Here is a 23,364-nt window from a genome sequence, read left to right on the forward strand (position 1 = left end):
ATGCCACGACGAAATCCGCGCAGTGCGCGCTCCCGCGTGGAGCCGCCGCGGATCGGTGGCGGATTCGGTGATGTCTACCGCCGGACGGAATCGGGGCCGGACGGGGACGAGTACGTCGTCCGTACGGTGCCGGGGGCACGTGCGGTGAAGCGCTACCGCTGTCCGGGCTGTGACCACGAGATCATGCCGGGGGTGCCGCATGTGGTGGCCTGGCCGGTCGGCAGCGGCGAGACCGACCGCCGGCACTGGCACGGCGGTTGCTGGAACGGCCGGGGAACCCGGGGGATCACCCGGCGGTGGTCCTAGCGGCGTACCTGCGCGGCCGAGCTCTCCGCGGCCGGCCGAAGCGGAACTCCCGCCGACGGCACGATCTGTCTGTGCCTGTTGCTCGGCGCGGCCACCCACGCCGCCGCGTTCGAGAGCGTTTTCCATGCCTCGCAGCGCCGGACTCACTCGGCTCGGGCCGGCAACGGTGCCTCGAGGACCATCGCAGGGTGCCCGTCGCAAGCCGCCAACGCCCTTGTTCGGTGTCTCGAGTAGCAAACAGCCCGTCGTCGAGAGAGTTCCGAGGAGGGCGGTGGGAGCCGGCGGCGCGTGCGCCACGGAGCGCGGCTCATGTTTCCTCCGCCCGGCCCCGGACTCCGGATATGAGGAAGGCCGCCCCGGTGGGAGCGGCCTTCGGATCTTTCGGTGTTCCGGTGTCGCCGTGTACGTTCCGACAGCAGCTCAGTGGCTGATGTCGGCGTTCTCGCGTTCTTCCTCGAGGATATCGTCGGAATCGTCCTCGGAGCTCACCTCGGGGATGGCCTTCTGACGCGGGCCGTTCACAGACTTGTTGTTCTGACCGCTGCCGATGGACTTACGCGGCTGCTCGGGCACACCGTCGAGCAGTTCGCTCTCCCGGTTCACGGCCGCGAGCATGGCCGGCACCGAATCGAGCTGGCCGCGGATACCGAGCAGCTGGGCCAGGACCCGGCCGCGCAGTACGCGCATCTCCTCGGCCAGTTCCTTCGCATGCGCGATCTTGCGCTCGGAGGTCTGGGTCGCCGAGGTGATGAGGCGGTTTGCCTCGTCGGTGGCGTCCTTGATCCGCTGGGCGGCCTCGGCCCGGCTGGTGGCCTCGAGCTCCTCCATGGCGCGGGTCAGTTTGGTACGCCGCTCGGCCATGGTGACCTCGAAGTCCTGCTGCGTGGCCTTGCGCTTGGCCTCGGACTCCTTGGCCAGGCGCTCGGCGTCGGCCTGGGCGGCATCGATGATCTTGGCGGATTCGGTACGAGCATTCGCCAGCGTCTGCTCGTATTCGATTTCCAGCGCTTCGCGCTTTTCCTTGGTTTCGGCCAGCAGGGATTCGTATTTGCCGCGCATTTCGGTGGCCTGCTGCTCCGCGATGGAAACCATCTCGGCGGCTTCGGCCTGGGCGAGCGCGCGAACCTCGGACGCCTCGTCCGAGGCCAATCGCAACATGCGGGAGATGCGGTCGCTCATCCCCTCCGCGGTGGTCGGCGGTACGGACAGCCGGTCGACTTCCTTGCGGAGCTCGTCGATTTCGTCGCGGGCGTCTTCCAATTGACTGGCGAGGTTCCGCGCCTGGGCGGCGGCGGCGTCGCGGTCGGTGGCGGTAACCCGCAACTCGGCATCGAAGCGGTCGAAATAGTTACGCACCTCGTCTTGCGCATAACCCTTGCGCACAACGGTGAAGGGCAGCGCAACGAAGCGATTGCGATCGGACTCGGGTGACGACATGGCCAACAAACTACAGCCTGAGACCTGCGCATGGTGAGCCGACCGGGAATGTTATCGGAGCGTCTCCTTACAGCCCGATCTCGAGACTAGTGCGTAACATTCGGATCCGGTTCCAGTAACTCGACCAGCACACCGCCAGCATCCTTCGGATGGACGAAATTGATACGGGAGTCGGCGGTTCCGCGTCGCGGCGCCTCGTAGAGAAGGCGCATGCCGCGATCGCGTAGATATGCGGAAACGGCTTCGATATCGGTGACCCGGAAGGCCAGCTGCTGCAGGCCCGGGCCGCTGCGATCGATGAACTTCGCGATGGTGGAGGTTTCGTCCAGCGGCGCCAGCAACTGCAGAGCAGTCGAATCGTCCTCGGCGGCGGGCGCGGACAGCATCGCTTCCTGAACGCCCTGTTCCTCGTTGACCTCCCGGTGGGTTTCGACCAGGCCAAGGTTCTCCGCATACCAGGCGACGGCGGTATCCAGGTCGGGAACTGCGATACCGACGTGGTCGACCGCGACGATGTAGTCGGCGGGAATGAACTCTGATGACGGGGTAGCGGTGCTCACCCTTCGAAAGTAGCGCGTTCCACCGTGCCGCGGTCGCGTACCCGCCCGGATCGGGCTCAAGAGAGGGCGGCCGCCCTCAAATCTCGACGAGGTGTGCCGCGCATCCCTGCACGCCGATCCGGGGGGACCGCAAGCTACCGTGGAGTAGTCCGCGTCGCGCGTCGCTTTCGGGTGACACGCGGTTCGCGGGGTCGAATCGCGCACGTCCCGGGCCGAAACCCGGGAGCCGGGCGAGGCCGTTCCCGGGCCGGTCACCTCTGTGGTCGGCGCCCGCCCCGATTCCGGAACGCCGGAGTGGGGAACCGGGGTCGCGAGGATCCCGACCCTGCCGAAGGCGGGGCAGATGAACACAGCCCGGGGCCCGAGGGCCCCGGCCCCGCGCCGCCGTCGGCGACGCAACAGATACAGGAGGCTCGTCGTGACCAACTCCGTGATCGTGGCCGGTGCGCGTACCCCGATCGGCCGGCTGCTGGGCGGTCTGAAGGATTTCAGCGGATCGGATCTGGGTGGGTTCGCGATCGCCGCGGCGCTCGAGAAGGCCGGCGTCCGGGGCGACCAGGTCGACTACGTGATCATGGGCCAGGTGCTCACCGCGGGCGCGGGACAGATTCCGGCCCGGCAGGCCGCGGTGGCGGGCGGTATCCCGATGGATGTACCCGCGCTGACGCTGAACAAGGTGTGCCTGTCCGGGATCAATGCGATCGCGCTCGCGGATCAGCTGATCCGGGCCGGGGAGTACGAGATCGTGGTGGCCGGTGGGCAGGAATCGATGAGCCGCGCCCCGCATATGCTCGAGAAGAGCCGCGAGGGATTCAAATACGGTGACGTGACCCTGCGTGATCACATGGCCTACGACGGGCTGCACGATATCTTCACCGACCAGGCGATGGGCGCGCTCACCGAGCAGCGCAACGACGCCGACCCGATCACCCGGGCCGATCAGGACGCGTTCGCCGCGGCGTCGCATCAGCGGGCTGCCGCCGCCTGGAAGAACGGGATCTTCGACGACGAGGTGGCACCGGTGGAGGTGCCGCAACGCAAGGGGGATCCGGTCGTGGTGCGGCAGGACGAGGGGATCCGGGCCGACACCACCGCGGAATCGCTGTCCAGGTTGCGTCCGTCATTCCGTAAGGACGGGACGATCACCGCCGGGTCTGCTTCGCAGATCTCCGACGGTGCGGCCGCGGTGGTCGTGATGAGCAAGGCCAAGGCGGAGGAGCTGGGGCTGAGCTGGATCGCCGAGATCGGTGCGGCGGGTGTGGTGGCCGGCCCGGATTCGACCCTGCAGGACCAGCCGGCCGATGCGATCGCCAAGGCGTGTGCCAAGGAGGGTATCGCCCCGGCCGATCTGGATCTGGTGGAGATCAACGAAGCGTTCGCGGCGGTCGGTATCGCCTCGACTCGCAAGCTGGGGATTGATCCGGCGAAGGTGAACGTCAACGGCGGCGCCATCGCGGTCGGGCATCCGCTCGGGATGTCGGGTGCGCGAATCGTGCTGCATCTGGCGCTGGAACTGAAGCGTCGCGGCGGCGGGATCGGTGCGGCGGCGCTGTGTGGCGGTGGCGGTCAGGGCGACGCGCTGATCGTGAAGGTATAGACCGCCCGGTTTGTCTTGTGTGACCGGTGTGACCGGTTCGACTACGACACCGTGTAGTGGCTAGTGCACAATGGGCGCATGAACTTCCTTGGTCTGGGTACCGTTGCCGGCAGGTTCCGCTTCTTCGCAGTGCTCGAGGCACTGTCCTGGCTGGGCCTGCTGGTGGGAATGGCGTTCAAGTACCTCCCCGCGGAGGGTAACGAGATCGGCGTGAAGATCTTCGGCCCGATACACGGCGGCATCTTCGTCCTGTTCTTGCTGGCGGCGCTGCTGGCCGCGCGGGAGCTCGAATGGAACTGGAAGACCACGGTGCTGGCGCTGCTGTCCAGCATCCCACCGTTCTTCACGGTCGTCTTCGAGGTGTGGGCCGTACGCACCGGCAAGCTGGGCGAGCTGAGTGCGGCCGGCGCCACCGAGTCCCCGCAGACCCTCGCGGCCTCCTCGTGACAAACTGGAGCCTGTGACTCGACCAGCATCCCGTCGTCCTTCACCCGCCGCAGCCGCCGCCATGTCCGGGGCGGTGGATCTGTCCGCCCTGAAGCAGCCGCCCGCGGGTGCGCCGGCCGCTACGGGCGACCATACGGTCACCGAAGCGGATTTCGAGACCAAGGTGCTGCGCCGCTCCGCCCAGGTACCGGTCGTGGTGGCGCTGTACTCACAGCGCAGTCCCGGCAGCATCGAACTGGTCCAGCTGCTGGAGCGGCTGGTGGGTGAGGCCAACGGCACCTGGGATCTCGCCGCCGTCGAAGCCGAGAGCAATATGCGGATCGCGCAGGCCTTCGGCGTCCAGGGCATCCCGACGGTGATCGCGGTCGCGGGCGGACAACCGCTGGCCGATTTCCAGGGCAACCAGCCCGAAGCACAGGTCTCGCAATGGCTGACCGCCGTCGTGCAGGCGGTGGAGGGCAAACTCGAGGGCGACTCGGACGCGCCTCAGGAGCAGCCCGCCGATCCGCGGTTCACAGCAGCGGAGGCACTGCTCGAACAGGGCGAACTGGCGGGTGCGGAATCGGCCTATGAGTCGATCGTCGCCCAGGAGCCCGGCAATACCGAGGCCAAGGCGGCACTGCGGCAGGTGAAGTTCCTGCGCCGGGCGCAGGAAATCCCGGAATCGGCGATCGCCACCGCCGACGCGGACCCCGGCAATGTCGCGGCCGCGCTCGATGCCGCCGATGTGGAACTCTTCCAACAGCAGCCCGAGGCCGCGTTCGACCGGCTCATCGCCCTGGTTGCCCGGACCGCCGGTGACGAACGCACCACGGTCCGGACCCGGCTGCTGGAACTGTTCGAACTTTTCGACCAGGCCGAGCCGTTCGTGGTGGCGGCCCGCCGCAAACTGGCCACCGCGCTGTACTGAATCTATGGCGCCGCCTCCGGCGGCGGGGTCGAGGCCCCCTCGGTCCCGCCGTTCAGGCCTCGGGACTCGCGGCTTCGCCGCATGCGATGTGCGGTGGACCGTCCATAGAATGCGACCATTGAGCACCTTCGGCCAAGGGGCAACCCTTTCCGGGCCTCGTAAGACTCGGCACCGAGCGGGGGCTGCCGTTCGTGAAGTCGATCCGAAACAGGGGTGGCCGAGCGGTCGAGTCGGCAGCCGGTCCGGACATCGCATGCCGACGTAACCCGCGTGCGTGGATTTCGGCGAGACGACCCATTAATGAAGGCGGCCGGGGCGCCGCCAAGTCATCGCTGATCTCCGGGGAACGTGTGGCTGGTCAGGGGCGCGGGATCAGCCAGATGACACTGAGTGGGCCGAGTGTGAGGGCGGCCGAGGCAGGACGGTCGTGCCGGCTCACCGGGTCGGCGTGGACCGTGCCGAGGTTGCCGGAGCCGGTGCCGCCGTACTCGAGCGCGTCGGTGTTCAGGATTTCCGTCCACTGCCCGGCGGCGGGCAGGCCGATGCGGTAGTCACGGTAGGTGGTGCCGGAGAAATTGCAGACACAGGCGACCGTGCTGCCGTCGGCGCCGTGGCGGAGAAACGCCAGGACATTGGACTCGCGGTCGTCGGCGGTGATCCACGAGTGGCCGCCGGGGGTGGTGTCCTGGCTCCAGAGAGCGGGATGATCGCGGTAGGTCCGGTTGAGGTCGGCGACCAGCAGCTGGATACCGCGGTGTAGCGGATTGTCGAGTTCATGCCAGTCGAGACCGTGGTCGTGCCACCATTCGCGGTAGTGCCCGAACTCCTGGCCCATGAACAGCAGTTGCTTGCCCGGGTGGGCCCACATGTAGGCGAGCAGCGCGCGGACCCCGCCGGCTTTGGCGAACTCGTCGCCGGGCATCCGAGTCCACAGTGTGCCCTTGCCGTGCACGACCTCGTCGTGGCTGATGGGCAGGACATAGTTCTCGCTCCACGCGTACATGAGCGAGAAGGTGATCTCGTTGTGGTGCCAGGTGCGGTACACGGGATCCCGGCCCAGATAGCCGAGGGTGTCGTGCATCCAACCCATATTCCATTTCATGGAGAAGCCGAGCCCGCCGACCTCGGTGGCGCGGGTGACGCCGGCCCAGGTGGTGGATTCCTCGGCGATGGTGACGACACCCGGATACGAGGCGCGCAGGCTGTCGTTGAGTTCGGTGAGGAACGCGACGGCCTCCAGGTTCTCGCGGCCGCCCTGGACATTGGGTTCCCAGCCGCCGCCGGGCCGGGCGTAGTCGAGGTACAGCATGGCCGCGACCGCGTCGACCCGCAGGCCGTCGATATGGAATTCCTCGACCCAGAACCGGGCGTTGGCGACCAGGAAGTTGCGTACTTCGGGCCGTCCGTAATCGAACGCGTAGGTGCCCCATTCGGGCTGTTCGCCGCGGCGCGGGTCCGGGTGCTCGTATAGGGGGGTGCCGTCGAACCGGGCCAGGGCCCATGCGTCGCGCGGGAAATGCGCGGGTACCCAGTCGAGGATGACGCCGATACCGCCGGCGTGCAGATGGTCGACGAAGGCGCGGAAATCATCCGGGCTGCCGAAGCGTGCGGTCGGGGCGTAGTACGAGGTGACCTGATATCCCCAGGAGCCCCCGAAGGGATGTTCGGCGACGGGGAGCAGTTCGACATGGGTGAAACCGAGGTGGCGTACGTATTCGCTGAGTTCGGTGGCGAGTTCGCGGTAGCCCAGTCCTGGACGCCAGGACGCGAGATGCACTTCGAAGACACTGAACGGGGCCCGCGCCGGATCGGTGTGGCCGCGGGCGGTGAGCCAGCCCGAGTCGGTCCAGCGGTGCTCGGCCGAAGCGACGACGGACGCGGTGGCCGGGGGGACCTCGGTGGCGAAGGCGACCGGGTCGGCGTGATCGGCGATCCGTCCGTCGGCCCCGTGCACCCGGTACTTGTAGCGATCGCCGGGCGCCGCGCCGGGTACGAAGACCTCCCACACTCCCGACGCCCCGAGCGAGCGCATCGGCCAGGTACCACCCTGCCAGCGGTCGAAATCGCCGAAAACGGTGACGCCGCGGGCGTTCGGCGCCCAGACCGCGAAGGAGACACCGGTGACTTCACCGTCGAGACCTCGATAGGTGCGCGGATGCGCGCCCAGTACCTCCCACAGTCGTTCGTGCCGGCCCTCGCCGATGAGGTGCAGATCCAGCTCGCCGAGGGTGGGCAGGAAACGGTAGCCGTCGGCGGTCACGGTGGCCGGTCGGCGCGGATGCACGGTGACGATCCGGTAGTCGAGGATCTCCGGGTACGGCAGCACGGCCGTGAAGAGTCCGTGCCCCAGCAGGTCCAGCGGATGATCGACCCCGCCGACCAGCACCGACACCGACTCCGCGGTGGGTCGCAGCACCCGTACCGCGGTGCCGTCGGGGTGTGGGTGCGCGCCGAGCACTGTATGTGGGTCGGGATGGGTGCCCGCGGCGAGAAGCAGCAGGTCGCGGCGATCCATCACGGCGTCACCGGAACCCGCGCCGGTACGCCAGGGCGGCTCGGGCGTGATGGGGTACCGGGGGCAGCGCGATGATGTGGGAGACCGCGTGCGCGGGATCGAGCCGGATGTAGTTGGTCTGCGCCCAGTGGTACTGCTCGCCGCTGATCTCGTCGTGGACGACCGGGTGGTCGTGCCATTCCCGGCCGACGGCGGGCAGGTCCAGCGACAGCATGCCTTGTTCGGCGGTGAAGGGGTTCAGGTTCACCACGACCAGGACGGCGTCGCCGGTGGCGGGGTCGGTCTTCGAATACGCGAGCAGGTTGTCGTTGTCGATGTGGTGGAAGTGCAGGCAGCGCAACTGCTGGAGCGCCGGGTGCCGGCGGCGGATCTCGTTGAGCCGGGTGAGTAGCGGCTCGAGAGATTCGCCGCGGGCGCGGGCCTCGGCGAACGGGCGCGGTCGCAGCTCGTACTTCTCCGAATCCAGGTACTCCTCGCTACCGGCGCGTACGGCCCGGTGCTCGTACAGTTCGTAACCCGAGTACACCCCCCAGCTGGGGCCCAGGGTCGCGGCCAGGACCGCGCGGATCGCGAACATACCGGGACCCCCGTGCTGCAGGCTCTCATGCAGGATGTCGGGTGTATTGACGAAGAGGTTGGGCCGGGCTTCGTCGGCTTTGGCGGTGAGTTCCAGACCGAATTCGGTGAGCTCGTGTTTATGCGTACGCCAGGTGAAGTAGGTGTAGGACTGGCTGAATCCGCGGCGCGCGAGACCGTAGAGCCGCGCGGGATAGGTGAACGCCTCGGACAGGAAGATCACGTCCGGATCCGTGCGGCGCACCGCGGCGATCAGCCACTCCCAGAAATCGGCCGGTTTGGTGTGGGGGTTGTCGACCCGGAAGATCTTCACGTCGAGCCCGACCCAGTACCGCACCACCCGCAGCACCTCGGCGTACAGGCCGTCCGGGTCGTGATCGAAATCGAGCGGATAGATGTCCTGGTACTTCTTGGGCGGGTTCTCGGCGTAGGCGATGGTGCCGTCGGGCAGCGTGGTGAACCATTCCGGATGCGCGCTCACCCACGGATGGTCGGGCGCGCACTGCAGGGCCAGATCCAGTGCGACCTCGAGACCGAGCTCTGTCGCGGTGCGGACGAAGGCGGTGAAATCGGCCTCGGTACCCAGTTGCGGGTGGAACGCGTCGTGACCGCCCTCGGCCGAACCGATCGCCCACGGTGACCCGACCTCGCCGGGGCCCGCGGTGAGCGCGTTGTTGCGGCCCTTGCGGTTCACCAGGCCGATGGGATGGATCGGCGGCAGGTAGACCACATCGAACCCCATCGCCGCGATCCGGGGCAGTGCGTTCGCGGCGGTCGCGAAGGTGCCGTGCACCGGGGTTCCGTCGGCATCGCGCCCACCGGTCGAGCGGGGGAAGAACTCGTACCAGGACCCGGTGCGGGCCCGCGAGCGTTCCACCAGCACCGAATACTGCGGCCCGCGCGTGAGCAGCTCCCGCAACGGCGTCCGCCGCAGGATCTCGGCGACTTCGTCGGTGAATGCCGGAGCCACCCGCGCCGGGAGCGGGTCGGTGCCGCGGAGCGCGGCCGCGGCCGCCCGCAGCCGCTCGAACTCCCGCTTCGGCACCGCCTGCGCCGCCCGGTCCAGCAGCCGGGCCCCGATTTCCAGATCGTTGGCCAGGTCCGCCGCGCTCTGCCCGACCGCCAGTTTCGCCTCCACCGCCGAACGCCAGGTCGCGATGGAATCCGCCCACCCCTCGACCCGGAAATGCCACAACCCGGGTGCCGTGGGCGTGAAGACACCGTTGAAGACATCGGGTTCGTAGTCGGGGGTCATCGGGACCCGCACCGACCGCGACGAGCCCGGCGCACGCACCGCCAGAGAGGCGCCGACCGCGCCGTGCCCGTCCCGCCACACCACGGCACGTACCGGGAAAACCTCCCCGACCACGGCCTTCGCCGGGTAGCCGCCGGGGACGTGCGGGGCGGTGTCATCGATGGCGATGCGGCCGGTCATCAGATATTCGGCGCGGATACTCTCCCGTTCACGGGGGAGGGAAAGCGCCGTCCTCCTTTCCAGAGGTACTGCCGTCGCTGGAATACACCCGGCGCGGGTTCGGGCTGCGCGGCGGCCGGTTGGTGTTGGCCAAGGGCATCAGTATTCAGGTGGTGCGGTCGCGCGAGTCGCCGTCCGAACCGACGAGTGTGCGCACCACCCAGGATTCGTTGGGGCACCGGTACGCCTCGTTCGTGGTGACCCATGAGGACAACGTAAGACAAGTGGATCACCTCCTCCGGGATGGTGGTGCGGTTGCAGTCTGAGCCGGAAATCTCCTGCCTTCGGACATGAGGGACGTTAACCTCACTACGTTATTGGCAACGACTGCGGTAGTGGGAACCGGCGCGAGCGAAGTCGGCGGCGTGCCTCTTCTGTCTCCTCCGGATGGTCTACCTCTATGGTCGTGGCCCGCCCCCGATTCTGGACCGACGGAGCGAAGGAGCGCAGGAGGGAATAATCGGGGTCACAGGGCCCCGACCCGCGCGCCGAAGGCGCGCAAATATACACAGCTAAGCTCGGGCGGATGAAGGCACTGCGTCGGTTCACCGTCCGCGCCCACCTGCCGGAGCGGCTGGCCGCGCTGGACGAGCTGTCCACCAATCTGCGCTGGTCGTGGCACGGTCCGACCCAGGATGTATTCGCCGCCCTGGACCCGCGCCGGTGGGCGGAGACCGGGCACGATCCGGTACGGATGCTGGCGGAGGTGCCACCGCAGCGGTTGGACGGACTCGCCGCCGACGCCGATTTCTGTGCGCGCGTGGATGCGGTGGCCGCGGATCTGCGGGCGTATCTGAATCGCCCGGTCCCGGATCCGGGGGTGCGGGGGATCGCCTACTTCTCGATGGAGTTCGGGGTGACCGAGGCGCTGCCCAACTATTCGGGTGGGCTCGGAATCCTGGCCGGGGACCATCTGAAAGCGGCATCGGATCTGGGGTTGCCGCTGATCGGGGTGGGGCTGCTCTACCGGTCCGGGTATTTCCGGCAATCGCTGACCGCCGACGGCCGGCAGGTCGAACGATACCCGGCACTGGATCCGCAGGAGCTGCCGTTGCGGTTGCTGGCCGCCGACGGCGCGCCGGTGCTGGTGCACGTGGCGATGCCGGACCGGCGCGTGCTGGCGGCACGGATATGGATCGCGCAGGTGGGGCGGGTGCCGTTGCTGCTGCTGGACTCCGATATCGCGGCCAACGATCCGGACCTCCGGTCGGTGACCGACCGGCTCTACGGCGGCGACCAAGGACACCGGATCGAGCAGGAGATCCTCGCCGGTATCGGTGGTGTGCGGGCGGTCCGGGCCTACACCGCGGCGACCGGGCTCCCGGATCCCGAGGTTTTCCATATGAACGAAGGACACGCGGGTTTCCTGGGGCTGGAGCGGATCCGGGAGTATCTGGCCGCGGGCCACGATTTCGATACCGCGCTGGCGGCGGTGCGGGCCGGGACCGTGTTCACCACGCATACGCCGGTGCCGGCCGGAATCGACCGTTTCCCGCTCTCCCTGGTACACCGGTATTTCGGCGGGTCGTCCGGGGAATCGGAATCGCCGCTGCTGCCCGGGATCGCGGTGGATCGGATCATCGCGCTGGGCCGGGAGGACGATCCCGCGGTGTTCAATATGGCCCATATGGGTTTGCGGCTGGCGCAGCGCGCGAACGGCGTCTCCCGCCTGCACGGCGCGGTGAGCCGGAGCATGTTCGACTCGTTGTGGCCCGGTTTCGATGCCGCCGAGGTACCGATCGGTTCGGTGACCAACGGTGTGCACGCGCCCACCTGGGCCGCCCGGGAATGGGGCGACGGGCTCGATACCGGCGACCGGCCGCGGATCTGGGAGGCGCTGGGTGAGCTGGCGCCGGAGCGGCTCTGGGAGATCCGCGGGACGCTGCGCGCGAAGCTGGTCCGGGAGGTGCGGCGGCGGTTGCGGGAGTCGTGGCGGCAGCGGGGCGCGGCCGAGGCCGAACTGACCTGGGTGGATTCGGTATTCGACCCCGAGGTGCTGACCATCGGCTTCGCCCGCCGGGTCCCGACCTACAAGCGGTTGACCCTGATGCTGCGCGATCCGCGGCGGTTGCGTGATCTACTGCTGGACCCCGACCGGCCGGTGCAATTGGTGGTGGCGGGTAAGAGCCATCCCGCGGACGAGGGCGGTAAGGCGCTGATCCAGCAGGTGGTGCGGTTCGCCGATGATCCGGCGGTGCGGCACCGGATCGTGTTCCTGCCCGACTACGACATGTCGATGGCCCGCTACCTGTACTGGGGTTGTGATGTGTGGTTGAACAATCCGCTGCGGCCGTTGGAGGCGTGCGGCACGTCCGGGATGAAATCGGCACTCAACGGTGGGTTGAACCTGTCGATCCGGGACGGTTGGTGGGACGAGATGTTCGACGGTGAGAACGGGTGGGCGATCCCGACCGCCGACGGCGTGTCCGACGACGAGCGCCGCGACGATCTGGAGGCGAGCGCACTCTACGAGCTGATGGAGCGAACGGTCGCGCCGCGTTTCTACGAGCGCGACGCGACCGGCATTCCCCGCCGCTGGGTCGAGATGGTGCGCCACACGCTGCGCGTTCTCGGGCCGGAAGTGCTCGCGGACCGGATGGTGCGCGAGTACACCGAGCGCTATTACCTGCCGACCGCTACGACGGCGCGGCGGGTCACCGCGGAGAATCTGCGGGGCGCCCGGGAGCTCGCCGAGTACCGCAGGCGGCTGGAGAACGCATGGCCGAGCGTACGGGTGGCGCAGGTGGAGGCGGCCGGTCTTCCGGACACTCCGGTAATCGGGGCGCCACTGTCGTTGACCGCGCGGGTGGACCTCGGTGGTCTCGGACCGGACGATGTGACGGTCGAGGCCGTCCTCGGGCGGGTCACGCCCGAGGACGAGCTGACCGACATCGGTACCGTCACGATGTCCTGTACCGGGGCGGAGTCCGGCGACTCCACGCTCACGGTCTTCACCGTCGAGACCTCGCTGCCATGTGCGGGTACGGTCGGCTATACGGTCCGGGTGCTGCCGGCCCACGATCTGCTGGCCACACCCGCGGAGCCGGGCCGGGTGGTCAACGCCTGACGGCCCGGGTCGGCGAATGAGCGCGACCCGCCTCTCCGCCGCCGGCTCCGGCATGGACGGGCCGGGTATGCCGCCGGGAGCGCCCGCCGCCGGCTCCGTCGCGGGGCACGCGTCCGGATACGCGGAGTCGCGTCTGTCATGTCGGCCCCGCCGGGGTGCCTGTGGTCCGCGAACCGGGGCCACACACCGTCGGGGTGCTGGCGACTTCGTCGTAACAGGTATCGGATACCGTTCCACACTGGCGCTGCCGGGCGCCGGACCTCCCGCTGGGTACTGCGCGCTCACCAGTAGGGGTCATATGGGCTGTCGCCTCTTCCGGTTCGGTTCGGCGCGTACGCGCCGGGTGCCGGCCGGAACGGTGCCCGGCGAGTTCCTGCCGGACTCCGGTCCGCTTCCCGTCCGCGCGTGGGCGGGTGTTCTATCCAGCCGACTGGAGGTCCCATGGCCACCGATCTTCTGACCCGGACCCGCGGGCGAATCGATACCTACTTCGCTGTCGGGGTGCACGGGTCGACCATGCGCCGCGAGCTCATGGCGGGCACGGTGACGTTCCTGGCCATGTGTTACGTGCTGGCGGTCAACCCGTCCATCCTGGGTGACCAGGGCGCGCTGGGCGATCAGGGCATCCCGACCCAGGCGGTGTTCACCGCGACCGCGGTCTCGGCGGTGGCCGGGTCCCTGGTCATGGGATTGTGGGCCCGGTATCCGATCGCGCTCGCGCCAGGGATGGGCCTGAACGCGTTCTTCGCGTTCTCGGTCGTGCTGGGTATGGGGATTCCCTGGCAGGTCGCGCTGTCGGGCACCCTCCTCTCGGGTGTGATCTTCCTCGTGCTCGCGTTGACCAGGATCCGGGAGAAGATCCTCAACGCGATCCCGCTGCAGCTGAAACTGGCGGTCGCGGCCGGGGTCGGCGTGTTCGTGGCGTTTCTCGGGCTCAAGAACGCCGGCATTGTGGTCGACAGTGATTCGACGCTGGTGAAGCTCGGCGATTTCACCCAGGGCACGACGGTGCTGGCGCTGTTCGGCCTGGTGGTCACGGTGATCTTTCTGGTCCGCGGCTGGCACGGGGCGGTGCTGTACGGCATCGTGCTGACCGCGGTGGTCGGGATGGTCGCCGGTCTGGTGGATGTGCCCGACGGTGTCGCGGCGCTGCCCCGGGGGCTGGACCAGACCTTCGGGCAGGCGATCATCCATCTGCCCGACGCGTTCACCGCGCAGATGATCGTGGTGGTGCTGACCATGCTGTTCGTCGATTTCTTCGACGCCTCGGGCACGCTCATCGGGGTCGCCAACCAAGCCGGCCTGCTGAACAGCAAGGGGGAGCTGCCACGGGCCGCGAGCGCGTTATCCGCCGACGCCGTGGGCACCATGGCCGGTGCGGTGATCGGTACCTCCACCACGACGGCGTATGTCGAATCGACGGCCGGGGTGTCCGCGGGCGGTCGAACCGGATTGACCGCGGTGGCGACGGCCGCCTGGTTCGCGGTGGCCATGTTCTGCTATCCGATCTTCTCGGTGGTGGCGGCGTCGGGGGCGGTGACCGCGGCCGCGCTGATCGTGGTCGGGGTGCTCATGGCCCGGTCGCTGGGGGATATCGACTGGTCCCGGCTGGAGTTCGCGGTCCCGGCCTTCATCACCATCGTGATGATGCCGTTGACGTACTCCATCGCGAACGGGCTGGCCATGGGAATGATCTTCTACCCGGTGGTGATGGTGGCCCGCGGCCGGATCCGTGAGGTGCATCCGGTGATGTGGGCGCTGACCCTCATTTTCCTCGGATACTTCTTCTTCCTGGCGGAATAGTCTGAGAGCGGGCCGGGTCGGCAACCGATGAATTGAATAGGGGGACCCCGGTCCGTTTGTTTCCGTGGCCAACTATCCGGATAGCAAGGAGGGGTTCATATGACAGTCGAGTCGACGCTGGACCGCACCGCGGTACCGGCGACCGGAAACCGCACCCTGTCCACCGATATCGGCCTGCTGATCCTGCGGGTGGTCTTCGGTCTGCTCATCGCCTCACACGGCAGCCAGAAACTCTTCGGCTGGTTCGATGGTCCGGGCCTGACCGCGAACAATGCCGCTTTCGAGAAGATGGGCTTCAACCCGGGCAGCTTCTTCGGCACGCTGGCCGGGCTCAGTGAATTCACCGGTGGTCTGCTGCTGGCTCTCGGTGCGCTGTCCCCACTGGGCGCGGCCATCGTGCTGGGTACCACCATCGTCATCATCAATACGACCTTCAGTGGCGGGCTGCTCACCGGCAAGGGGTACGAGCCGGGTCTGCTCTACGCCGTGGCGGCGGCGGCCCTGGCGTTCACCGGCCCGGGCCGTTTCTCGGTGGACGGCAACCGTGCGTGGGCGCGCGGCGGTGTGGTGTGGGGCCTGGTCGCGGTCGCGGTGGCCGCGGTCGCCGCGGTGCTCGTCCTGACCTTCGAGTCGGTGCTCTGAGCTGGTCAGATCAGACGGTCGCGGCGGCGGAGAGCCGGCGCAGTGCCTTCTCCACGACGGCCGGATCGGCTGTCTCCCAGTAGGGGGGCAGGGAGGCGCGCAGGAAACCGCCGTAGCGCGCGGTGGCCAGCCGTGGATCGAGAATGGCGACGACGCCGCGGTCGTCGACGCTGCGCAGCAACCGTCCGGTGCCCTGGGCCAGGAGCAGGGCCGCGTGGCTCGCGGCGACGGTGAGGAAACCGTTGCCGCCGCGCGATTCCACCGCGCGCTGCCGTGCCGCCAGCAGCGGATCGTCGGGCCGGGGGAACGGGATACGGTCCAGGATCACCAGACTCAGCGAGGGCCCGGGCACGTCGACGCCCTGCCAGAGCGAGAGGGTGCCGAACAGGGAGGTTTCCGGGTCGTCGGCGAATTTGCGTACCAGGGCGCCGGTGGAATCCTCGCCCTGACACAGGATCGGGGTGTCCAGGCGTTTGCGCAGGACCTCGGTGGCCGCCTTGGCCGCACGCATGGACGAGAAGAGCCCGAGGGTGCGTCCGCCCGCGGCTCCCACCAGGCGCTCGATCTCGTCGAGGTAGGCCGGGGGCAGGCCGTCGCGGCCCGGCGCCGGCAGGTGTTTGGCGACGTAGAGGATCCCGGATTTGGCGTGATCGAACGGCGAACCGACGTCGAGCGAGGACCAGCGCACGGTATCGGCGTCGCTCGGTGCCTCGGCGCTGTTGGCCATCGCCGGATCGACGTGGCTGTTCGATTGCGGCGGCAGGCCCCAGGTGCGGGCCAGACCGTCGAAGTTCCCGCCGATCTGTAGCGTCGCCGAGGTGAGGACGACCGTTGCGGCGCCGAACAATTGGCTGCGCAGCAGCCCTCCCACGGCCAGCGGCGCCATCCGCAGGGTGCGCCGGGTGACGCCGCGGATCTCGTCGGCCGACAGCCACACCACATCGCGGCGGACCGCCGGGTCGGGTTCGTCGAAGGCGGTGAGCGCGCGGACCGCGCTGTCGTGGATCTCCTCCACACCGGCGATGGCCATGTTCCGGCCGGCGGCGGCCTCGGGATCGTTGCCGCCGGAGCCCTGCGGATTGAGCGCGGTGCGGGCGTTCCAGGCGGCGTCCCGGACGAGGGCCAGCACCCCGGCGACGCCCTCGGGCAGCGTGTCCCAGCGGGTCGGCGGCAGTTCGTCGAGCGCGGTGTGCCAGGCCTCGGCGGCCTCCTCGAGCCGGTCGACCTCCCGCTCGTCGATGAGTTTCGCGCAACGCCGGGCCGCGGTGCCGATGGCAGTGGCGGACAATTCGGCGGTCGCGATCCCGGTGACCCGGTCGACGAGTTCGTGTGCCTCGTCGACCACCACCAGATCGTGTTCGGGCAGTACCTGCACACCGCTGATGGCGTCGATGGCCAGGAGGGCGTGATTGGTGACGACGATATCGGCCTGCGCCGATTCGGCCCGGGCCAGTTCGGCGAAGCAGTCCTGCCCGAACGGGCAGCGTGATTTGCCCAGGCATTCGCGCGCGGACACGCTCACCTGCCGCCAGGCGCGGTCGCCGACGCCCGGGGCGAGTTCGTCGCGGTCGCCGGTCTCGGTATCGGAGGCCCATTCGTTGAGCCGTTTTACTTCGCGGCCGAGCCGCGAGACCGCGAACGCGTCGAACAGTTCGGCCTCGGCGGGCTCCTCCGGGACGGCGCTGTTGATCTTGTTCAGGCACAGGTAGTTGTTGCGGCCCTTGAGGATCGCGAACTCCGGCGTGCGGCCCAGCGGTTTCGTGAGCGCCTGGGCCAGGCGAGGGAGGTCCCGGTCCACCAGCTGGCGCTGGAGTGCGATGGTCGCCGTGGAGATCACCACTGTGCGTCCGGTCCGCACCGCGTACCGCAGGCTGGGCACCAGATAGGCGAGCGATTTCCCGGTGCCCGTCCCCGCCTGGACGGCCAGATGCTCTTTGTTCTCGATGGCGTTGTCCACCGCCGCGGCCATCGTCATCTGACCCGGGCGTTCCTTACCGCCGAGCGCGGTCACAGCGGTCGCCAGCAGTTCTGATACGGGCGGGAGTTCGGGCACTCGGGCAGCCTACTGCGCCGCACCGACAGCTGTGCGCCCAGTCGCGGCCCGGCCTGTCCTGCCCGCTCGGCACCGCAGGCGCGGACCGCCCTTCCCCGCAATCTTACTCAGAAGTAAGGTCTGACCATGGCGTGGAAACCTGATCAGATACCCGACCAGCGCGGACGCATATTCGTCGTCACCGGCGCCAACGGCGGACTCGGAGCCGAGACCACAAAAGTACTCGCCGGCAAAGGGGCCACTGTCGTGATGGCCTGCCGCAACACCGAGAAGGCACAGGAGGTCGCCGATGCCATCGGTGGCGACCTCCGGATCCGCCGACTGGACCTGGCCGACCTGTCCTCGATCCGGGAATTCGCCGAGCAGACCGGGGAATTCGATGTGCTCATCAATAATGCCGGTCTGATGAACGTGCCGTTCTCGCGGACCGTGGACGGTTTCGAAACCCAGTTCGGGGTGAATCATCTCGGCCATTTCGCGCTGACCGGGCTGCTGCTGGACCGGATGCGCGACCGGGTGGTGACCCTGGCCAGTATCGCCCACAAGCAGACCCCCAAGTTATGGGTGGACGACCTGAACTACGAGAACCGCCGCTACCAGCGCAACCTCGCCTACGCCCAGGCCAAACTGTCGAACCTGATGTTCGCGCGCGAACTCCAGCGCCGGCTGGCGGCGGCCGGCTCGTCGAAACGTTCCTACGGAGTGCATCCGGGAGTTTCGGCCACCGAACTGTTCACCCGCACCGAGACCCCGCTGGACTGGGTGAGCAAACCGGTTATCCGGCTGGTTGGGCACGCACCGGCGAAGGCGGCGCATTCGACGCTGTTCGCGGCCACCACACCCGATGCCGATCCCGATACGTACTGGGGTCCGACACGGTTGTTCCAGTCGCAGGGCCCGGTGGCGGCGTCCCCGTCCACCCGCCTGTCCAAGAACACCGACCTGTGGCAGCGGCTGTGGGCCGAGTCCGAGCGGCTGACCGGGGTCGTCTACAAGTTCTGACCGGCGACGATACGGCTGCCGCGATACCCACCTCACACTACGGCCCGTGTAGTAGACGGGTACCGTGGTAGCCGTGTCCGCAACACCTCGCCGCACCGTGCACCGCCCGGCCCTGGTCCTGCTGGTGGTCGTGCTGGCACTGACCGCGCTGGCCCTGGGCTGGTGGCAGTGGGAGCGGTTCTCCTCGGCGAGCGGCACCGCGCAGAACCTCGGGTACGCGCTGCAGTGGCCGCTTTTCGCCGGGTTCGCGTTGTTCGCCTACTTCCGGTTCGTGCGGTTGGAATCGGAGACCGCCGGCACCGAACCGTCCGGCGTGACCACCGAGGGCGCGAATACGCCGGATACCGAGTCCGGCCCCTCGCGCACCCGTATCGGACTGTTCGCCGGCCGACGTGGTGCCGCGGCGGCCGGCCCGCGGGAGATCCCGGCCGGTTTCCTGCCCGAACGCCCGCGAGCCGCCCGCGACGACGATCCGGTGCTCGCCGAATACAACAGCTATCTGGCCCGTTTGCACGCCGCCGACGGCGCCGCGGGCAGTCCGGCGGGCCCGGCCCGCGATACCGAGAGGAGCGCGGGTTGACCGCGAGCGAAAACGCCACCACAGCACCCGAGGCCGGCGCCGCGGCGCCGGCCGGCGACCGGCGGATCGCGGGGGCGCTACTGCGCTACCGCGTCCTGGCCTGGGTCACCGGTCTGTGGCTGCTGTTCCTCACCGCCGAGATGATCGCCAAGTACGGCTTCGGCGTCGATACGCCCAGCTGGATCGCGGTGGTCCACGGTTGGGCGTACTTCATCTATCTGATCCTCACCGCGGACCTGGCGGTGAAGGTGCGCTGGCCGATCAAACGCACCGTCGGCACGCTGCTCGCGGGCACGGTCCCGCTGCTGTCGTTCTTCGTCGAACACCGCAACACCCAGCAGGTCAAGCGGGATTTCGGGGTCTGACCGCCCGGCGCCGGCTCAGCCCGCCAGCGCGGCGAGCGCCGGCAGGAGCTGGGCCAGCGCGCGGCCGCGATGGGACGCTCCGTCCTTCTGTGCCGGGGTGAGCTGGGCGGCACTGAGTTCGCCGCCCTCGGGGCGGAACAGCGGGTCGTAACCGAAACCGCCGTCGCCCTGCGGCTCCCGCGCGATGGTGCCCGGCCATTCGCCACGCACCACGATCTCCGCGCCCGCCGGGATCACCAGCGCGCACGCGGAGACGAAACTCGCGCCGCGGCGTTCGTCGGGTGTATCGGACAACTGCGCCAGTAACAGCGCGTTGTTGGCGCCGTCGTCACCGTGTCGGCCCGCCCACCGCGCCGACAGCACCCCGGGCATACCGTTGAGCGCGTCCACCGCGATACCGGAATCGTCGGCTATACAGGGCAACCGTGTGGCGCGGGCGCCGTCGCGCGCTTTGGCCAGGGCGTTCTCCTCGAAGGTCGCCCCGGTCTCCGGAGCTTCCGGATACTCCGGTACATCGTCGAGGCCCACGATCTCCAGCCCCGCGACTCCCGCCTCGTCGAGGATGCGGCGCAGTTCGGTCAGTTTCTTGGCATTGCGGCTGGCGAGCAGAACCCGACGCGTCATCACTTCTTCTTCGAGGTCTCGGTGGCCTCCGGCAGTACGCCGGGATAGGGCAGGGCCAGCGCTTCCTTCTGGACGGCGAACAACTGTTCGCATCCGGCCAGCGCCGAATCGAGCAGCTTGTCGAGGGTGGACCGCGGGAAGGTGGCGCCCTCACCGGTGCCCTGGATCTCGACCAGGGTGCCGGTATCGGTGGCGACCACGTTCATATCGACCTCGGCCCGCGAATCCTCCTCGTAGGGGAGATCGAGCCGGACCCTTCCGTCCACCACACCGACACTCACCGCGGCGATGGCGCAGGAGATGGGTTGCGGATCCGCCAGCGCACCGGCCGCGCCCAGATAGGTGATGGCGTCCGCGAGCGCCACGTAGGCACCGGTGATCGCGGCAGTTCGGGTGCCGCCGTCGGCCTGCAGCACATCACAGTCGACGGCGATGGTGTTCTCACCGATGGCGGCGAGGTCGATACAGGCCCGCAGGGATCGGCCGACCAGCCGGCTGATCTCCTGGGTGCGCCCGCCGACCTTCCCTTTGACCGATTCCCGGCCGCTGCGGGTGTGGGTGGCGGCCGGCAGCATCGCGTATTCGGCGGTGAGCCAGCCGAGGCCCGAATCGCGGCGCCACGGCGGCACCCCCTCGGTGACACTGGCCGTGCACATCACCCGGGTCTGCCCGAACTCCACCAGCACCGAACCCGCCGGGTGCGTGGTGAAGCCTCGAGTTATCCGTACCTTGCGGAGTTCGTCGTCCGCCCTGCCATCGGCTCGTCTCGACACGGGCTCAGCGTAGTGGGGTACCCGTGCCCGGGACATGCCTGGGTCTACAGGTCGAACGACTCGCCCGGGGACACCGCGTGGACAGGCCCGGTGAACTCGGCCTTGGCCTCGGCGATGACATCTTCTCGGGAGGTCCACGGCGGAATATGGGTGAGCAGGAGTTCCCCGACGCCGGCCTCCGCGGCGATACGGCCGGCTTCGGTACCCGAAAGGTGCACGCCCGCCGGGCGATCGGCGGGATCGTGGGTCCACGACGCCTCCGCGAGCAGGACGTCGGCACCCTGCGCGAGTTCCTGGACCGCCGGACAGACCGCGGTATCGCCGGTATAGACGAAGGTACGGCCGGCGGGGGTGACGATCCGCAGACCGTAGGACTCCGGCGGATGGAACATCCGCCGCGCGGTGAGGGTGTGGCCGGGACCGAACTCCACCGTCTCGTCCTCTTTCCACGGGTGGAAATCGATCACATCGGACCAGTCGTCGCATTCCCCGCCGACCTCGGCCGAGGCGTTACCGATCCGCAGCGGGGCGTCCGAGGGGCCGCGGACGATCGCCCGCCCGGCGGGGGGAATCGGGTGGTAGCGCCGCCACACCAGCAGCCCGGGAAGGTCGAGGCAGTGATCGGCGTGCAGATGGGTGAGGAAGATCGACACCTCGCCCGGATCGGCGAATCGCTGCAGCGCACCGAGGACGCCCGGTCCGAAATCGATGACCACCGGCGACATATCCGGACCGGTGAGCAGATAACCCGACGCGGGGGAATCCGGGCCGGACACACTGCCCGAGCACCCGAGGACGGTGAGGCGCATGTCACCATGCTGCCACGAGGTTTCCCGATTCAAGACCGCATCCCCCGAAAATACTGGCCGCGCCCACGGTCACCGGGGTGAGGCGAGTGGCCCGGTGTTGAGTTGACGGCGGTGTCGACGTTCATCACTGGAGAGTACCCACCCGGCGAACAGTCCACCCATAGCGCCGAAAAGGTGTCCCTGCCAGGAGATTCCGTCCTGGCCGGGGAGTACGCCCCACAGCAGCGAACCGTAGAGGACCAGCACCGCCAGCCCCAGCACGATCTGCCCGATCCGCCGGGCGAACCAGCCGCGGCAGATGAGATAGGTGAGCCAGCCGAAGACCAGTGAGGACGCGCCGACGTGCACGGTGTTCTCGCCACCGGTCAGCCAGGTGCCCACCCCGGCAACGATCCAGACGATCGCGGTCGCGGCCAGTCCGCGGCGGATACCGGTGGCGAGGGTCAGGAACCCGAGGATCAGCACGGGCAGGGTGTTGCCGATCAGGTGGTCCCAGCCGTGGTGCAGCAGCGGCGCGAAGGCGATCCCGTCCAGGCCGTCGACCTCGCGGGGTTCGATACCCAGCGTCCGGTCGATGGACGAGTCGATCGCCATGTCGACGAACTCGATCAGGTACAGCACCATCAGGAACGCGACGGTCAGGACCCCGGCCCGCGACCAGGTGCGACGGGTGGCGGCGAACCCGCCGGAACCCGGGCCGCCGGAAACCGGCCCACCGCCCGCCGGAGGCCGGAGCGCGGCGATACGGTCGGGGTCGAACGAAGCGCCCAGCGGCCCACCACCGGTCATGACGATTTCCTCCTCGCACGCGCCACCGCTCCCGGCGCGCTGCTTCCGAGGGTACCGAGTTATCGCGCCGTCAGGCCCAGAGCTGGCCGTCGAGGCGTTCCTCGGCTTCTTCGAGGGTGCCGTCGTAGGCGCCGGTGGACAGGTACTTCCAGCCGCCGTCGGCCACCACGAAGGCGATATCGGCGCGGCGGCCCGCGGCGACCGCCTTACGGGCGACCCCGAGCGCCGCGTGCAGGATGGCGCCGGTGGAGATACCGGCGAAGATGCCCTCTTCGAGGACCAATTCGCGGGTGCGGCGCACGGCGTCGTAGGGGCCCACCGAGAACCGGCTGGTGAGGACCGACTCGTCGTACAGTTCGGGAATGAAGCCCTCGTCGATATTGCGCAGACCGTAGACGAGTTCGCCGTAGCGGGGTTCGGCCGCCACGATCTCGATGTTCGGGACCTTCTCGCGCAGGAACCGCCCGGTGCCCATCAGGGTGCCGGTGGTGCCCAGACCGGCGACGAAATGGGTGATCTCGGGCAGGTCGGCGAGGATCTCCGGGCCGGTGGTCTCGTAGTGGGCGAGCGCGTTGGCGGGGTTGCCGTACTGGTACAGCATCACCCAGTCCGGGTTGGCGGCGGCGATCTCCTTGGCCCGGGCCACCGCCTGGTTCGAACCGCCCGCCGCCGGTGAGTCGATGATCTCGGCACCGAACATGGTGAGCAACTGGCGGCGCTCCACCGAGGTGTTCTCCGGCATCACACACACCAGGCGGTATCCCTTGAGTTTCGCCGCCATGGCCAGCGAGATCCCGGTGTTGCCGCTGGTGGGTTCCAGAATGGTGCAGCCCGGGGTCAGCCGGCCGTCTGCCTCGGCCTGCTCGATCATGCGCAGCGCGGGACGGTCCTTGATGGATCCGGTGGGGTTGTGGTCCTCGAGTTTGGCCCACAGCCGTACCGGCTGCTCACCCTCCCACTGCGGGGACAGAGTGCGCAGACCGACCAGCGGGGTGTTCCCGAGGGTCGCGATCAGTGACTCGTAGCGTGCCACGG

20 protein-coding genes are annotated in these 23,364 nt (G+C 68.7%); 10 read left to right on the forward strand and 10 right to left on the reverse strand.

The features are described from left to right. Positions 1 to 306, forward strand: coding sequence for an ATP/GTP-binding protein (locus tag ACQPYS_RS04770; RefSeq protein WP_433491783.1), 306 nt, complete (start codon positions 1 to 3; stop codon positions 304 to 306). 420 nt (positions 307 to 726) lie between these two features. Here the strand turns inward: ACQPYS_RS04770 and ACQPYS_RS04775 are convergent, their stop codons facing one another. Together ACQPYS_RS04775 and mce are read right to left on the reverse strand one after the other, a co-directional pair. Then, positions 727 to 1,743, reverse strand: coding sequence for a hypothetical protein (locus ACQPYS_RS04775; RefSeq protein ID WP_039822873.1), 1,017 nt, complete (start codon positions 1,741 to 1,743; stop codon positions 727 to 729). 86 nt (positions 1,744 to 1,829) lie between these two features. Beyond that, complete coding sequence (mce, locus tag ACQPYS_RS04780) at positions 1,830 to 2,303, reverse strand: methylmalonyl-CoA epimerase (protein ID WP_039822866.1); 474 nt, start codon at positions 2,301 to 2,303, stop codon at positions 1,830 to 1,832. Between the two features lie 418 nt (positions 2,304 to 2,721). Between mce and ACQPYS_RS04785 the strand changes: the two genes are divergently transcribed. The 3 genes from ACQPYS_RS04785 (at position 2,722) to ACQPYS_RS04795 (ending at position 5,257) form a co-directional block, all read left to right on the forward strand. After that, the gene (locus ACQPYS_RS04785; protein WP_063041055.1) at positions 2,722 to 3,900 is read left to right on the forward strand and encodes an acetyl-CoA C-acetyltransferase; all 1,179 of its coding nucleotides are present in this window, start codon (positions 2,722 to 2,724) and stop codon (positions 3,898 to 3,900) included. A 78-nt stretch (positions 3,901 to 3,978) separates the two neighbouring features. Then, entirely contained in the window at positions 3,979 to 4,347 is a 369-nt protein-coding gene (locus ACQPYS_RS04790) for a DUF3817 domain-containing protein (RefSeq protein WP_063041057.1), read from the forward strand. A 61-nt stretch (positions 4,348 to 4,408) separates the two neighbouring features. After that, positions 4,409 to 5,257 (forward strand): tetratricopeptide repeat protein, encoded by an 849-nt coding sequence (locus ACQPYS_RS04795; RefSeq protein WP_063041059.1) that lies wholly within the window; start codon positions 4,409 to 4,411, stop codon positions 5,255 to 5,257. Positions 5,258 to 5,615: 358 nt separating this feature from the next. Here the strand turns inward: ACQPYS_RS04795 and glgB are convergent, their stop codons facing one another. Both glgB and ACQPYS_RS04805 read right to left on the reverse strand, forming a co-directional pair. Continuing rightward, positions 5,616 to 7,772, reverse strand: a complete 2,157-nt coding sequence (gene glgB, locus ACQPYS_RS04800) for a 1,4-alpha-glucan branching protein GlgB (protein WP_433491784.1) — start codon at positions 7,770 to 7,772, stop codon at positions 5,616 to 5,618. A 7-nt stretch (positions 7,773 to 7,779) separates the two neighbouring features. Then, positions 7,780 to 9,783 carry a maltotransferase domain-containing protein gene (locus tag ACQPYS_RS04805; RefSeq protein WP_433491785.1) on the reverse strand — a complete coding sequence of 668 codons (2,004 nt, stop codon included), beginning with the start codon at positions 9,781 to 9,783 and terminating at the stop codon, positions 7,780 to 7,782. A gap of 565 nt (positions 9,784 to 10,348) precedes the next feature. On the opposite strand from ACQPYS_RS04805, the gene glgP reads away from it, so the two are divergent. From glgP to ACQPYS_RS04820, 3 genes are all read left to right on the forward strand, one after another. Beyond that, the gene (gene glgP, locus ACQPYS_RS04810) at positions 10,349 to 12,889 is read left to right on the forward strand and encodes an alpha-glucan family phosphorylase (protein ID WP_433491786.1); all 2,541 of its coding nucleotides are present in this window, start codon (positions 10,349 to 10,351) and stop codon (positions 12,887 to 12,889) included. 441 nt (positions 12,890 to 13,330) lie between these two features. Next, positions 13,331 to 14,692 carry an NCS2 family permease gene (locus ACQPYS_RS04815; RefSeq protein ID WP_431940617.1) on the forward strand — a complete coding sequence of 454 codons (1,362 nt, stop codon included), beginning with the start codon at positions 13,331 to 13,333 and terminating at the stop codon, positions 14,690 to 14,692. Between the two features lie 99 nt (positions 14,693 to 14,791). Continuing rightward, the gene (locus ACQPYS_RS04820) at positions 14,792 to 15,334 is read left to right on the forward strand and encodes a DoxX family protein (protein WP_433491787.1); all 543 of its coding nucleotides are present in this window, start codon (positions 14,792 to 14,794) and stop codon (positions 15,332 to 15,334) included. A gap of 10 nt (positions 15,335 to 15,344) precedes the next feature. Here the strand turns inward: ACQPYS_RS04820 and ACQPYS_RS04825 are convergent, their stop codons facing one another. After that, on the reverse strand, positions 15,345 to 17,387 hold the full coding sequence (locus ACQPYS_RS04825; RefSeq protein ID WP_433491788.1) for an ATP-dependent DNA helicase: 2,043 nt from the start codon (positions 17,385 to 17,387) through the stop codon (positions 15,345 to 15,347). A gap of 126 nt (positions 17,388 to 17,513) precedes the next feature. Here ACQPYS_RS04825 and ACQPYS_RS04830 point away from each other — a divergent pair, with 126 nt between their 5' ends. The 3 genes from ACQPYS_RS04830 to ACQPYS_RS04840 all read left to right on the forward strand — a co-directional run bounded on the left by ACQPYS_RS04830 (position 17,514) and on the right by ACQPYS_RS04840 (position 19,334). Continuing rightward, positions 17,514 to 18,389 carry an oxidoreductase gene (locus tag ACQPYS_RS04830; RefSeq protein ID WP_431940614.1) on the forward strand — a complete coding sequence of 292 codons (876 nt, stop codon included), beginning with the start codon at positions 17,514 to 17,516 and terminating at the stop codon, positions 18,387 to 18,389. Between the two features lie 73 nt (positions 18,390 to 18,462). Beyond that, complete coding sequence (locus ACQPYS_RS04835; protein ID WP_431940613.1) at positions 18,463 to 18,969, forward strand: transcriptional regulator; 507 nt, start codon at positions 18,463 to 18,465, stop codon at positions 18,967 to 18,969. Between the two features lie 65 nt (positions 18,970 to 19,034). Then, on the forward strand, positions 19,035 to 19,334 hold the full coding sequence (locus tag ACQPYS_RS04840; RefSeq protein WP_245664774.1) for a DUF3817 domain-containing protein: 300 nt from the start codon (positions 19,035 to 19,037) through the stop codon (positions 19,332 to 19,334). Between the two features lie 15 nt (positions 19,335 to 19,349). Here the strand turns inward: ACQPYS_RS04840 and rdgB are convergent, their stop codons facing one another. From rdgB to ACQPYS_RS04865, 5 genes are all read right to left on the reverse strand, one after another. Continuing rightward, positions 19,350 to 19,958 carry an RdgB/HAM1 family non-canonical purine NTP pyrophosphatase gene (gene rdgB, locus ACQPYS_RS04845; protein WP_431940612.1) on the reverse strand — a complete coding sequence of 203 codons (609 nt, stop codon included), beginning with the start codon at positions 19,956 to 19,958 and terminating at the stop codon, positions 19,350 to 19,352. After that, on the reverse strand, positions 19,958 to 20,731 hold the full coding sequence (rph, locus tag ACQPYS_RS04850) for a ribonuclease PH (protein ID WP_433491789.1): 774 nt from the start codon (positions 20,729 to 20,731) through the stop codon (positions 19,958 to 19,960). Before rph ends, rdgB begins: the two co-directional genes overlap by 1 nt. A 44-nt stretch (positions 20,732 to 20,775) precedes the next feature. Continuing rightward, the gene (locus ACQPYS_RS04855; RefSeq protein ID WP_431940611.1) at positions 20,776 to 21,540 is read right to left on the reverse strand and encodes a cyclic nucleotide-degrading phosphodiesterase; all 765 of its coding nucleotides are present in this window, start codon (positions 21,538 to 21,540) and stop codon (positions 20,776 to 20,778) included. Positions 21,541 to 21,609: 69 nt separating this feature from the next. Continuing rightward, entirely contained in the window at positions 21,610 to 22,329 is a 720-nt protein-coding gene (locus tag ACQPYS_RS04860; protein WP_084481697.1) for a rhomboid family intramembrane serine protease, read from the reverse strand. A gap of 70 nt (positions 22,330 to 22,399) precedes the next feature. Further along, the gene (locus tag ACQPYS_RS04865; RefSeq protein ID WP_063041085.1) at positions 22,400 to 23,362 is read right to left on the reverse strand and encodes a PLP-dependent cysteine synthase family protein; all 963 of its coding nucleotides are present in this window, start codon (positions 23,360 to 23,362) and stop codon (positions 22,400 to 22,402) included. Positions 23,363 to 23,364: the final 2 nt, after the last annotated feature.

This window comes from Nocardia grenadensis (assembly GCF_050942415.1).
GTDB classification, from domain to species: Bacteria; Actinomycetota; Actinomycetes; order Mycobacteriales; family Mycobacteriaceae; genus Nocardia; species Nocardia grenadensis.

Excerpts from the sequence above, each read along its gene's own strand:
- glgB (WP_433491784.1), bottom strand. The coding sequence starts at position 7,772 with ATGGATCGCCGCGACCTGCTGCTTCTCGCCGCGGGCACCCATCCCGAC.
- ACQPYS_RS04860 (WP_084481697.1), bottom strand. The coding sequence starts at position 22,329 with ATGACCGGTGGTGGGCCGCTGGGCGCTTCGTTCGACCCCGACCGTATC.
- rdgB (WP_431940612.1), bottom strand. The coding sequence starts at position 19,958 with ATGACGCGTCGGGTTCTGCTCGCCAGCCGCAATGCCAAGAAACTGACC.
- ACQPYS_RS04820 (WP_433491787.1), top strand. The coding sequence starts at position 14,792 with ATGACAGTCGAGTCGACGCTGGACCGCACCGCGGTACCGGCGACCGGA.
- ACQPYS_RS04830 (WP_431940614.1), top strand. The coding sequence starts at position 17,514 with ATGGCGTGGAAACCTGATCAGATACCCGACCAGCGCGGACGCATATTC.
- ACQPYS_RS04855 (WP_431940611.1), bottom strand. The coding sequence starts at position 21,540 with ATGCGCCTCACCGTCCTCGGGTGCTCGGGCAGTGTGTCCGGCCCGGAT.
- ACQPYS_RS04805 (WP_433491785.1), bottom strand. The coding sequence starts at position 9,783 with ATGACCGGCCGCATCGCCATCGATGACACCGCCCCGCACGTCCCCGGC.
- ACQPYS_RS04790 (WP_063041057.1), top strand. The coding sequence starts at position 3,979 with ATGAACTTCCTTGGTCTGGGTACCGTTGCCGGCAGGTTCCGCTTCTTC.
- ACQPYS_RS04770 (WP_433491783.1), top strand. The coding sequence starts at position 1 with ATGCCACGACGAAATCCGCGCAGTGCGCGCTCCCGCGTGGAGCCGCCG.
- ACQPYS_RS04795 (WP_063041059.1), top strand. The coding sequence starts at position 4,409 with ATGTCCGGGGCGGTGGATCTGTCCGCCCTGAAGCAGCCGCCCGCGGGT.
- glgP (WP_433491786.1), top strand. The coding sequence starts at position 10,349 with ATGAAGGCACTGCGTCGGTTCACCGTCCGCGCCCACCTGCCGGAGCGG.
- ACQPYS_RS04775 (WP_039822873.1), bottom strand. The coding sequence starts at position 1,743 with ATGTCGTCACCCGAGTCCGATCGCAATCGCTTCGTTGCGCTGCCCTTC.
- ACQPYS_RS04815 (WP_431940617.1), top strand. The coding sequence starts at position 13,331 with ATGGCCACCGATCTTCTGACCCGGACCCGCGGGCGAATCGATACCTAC.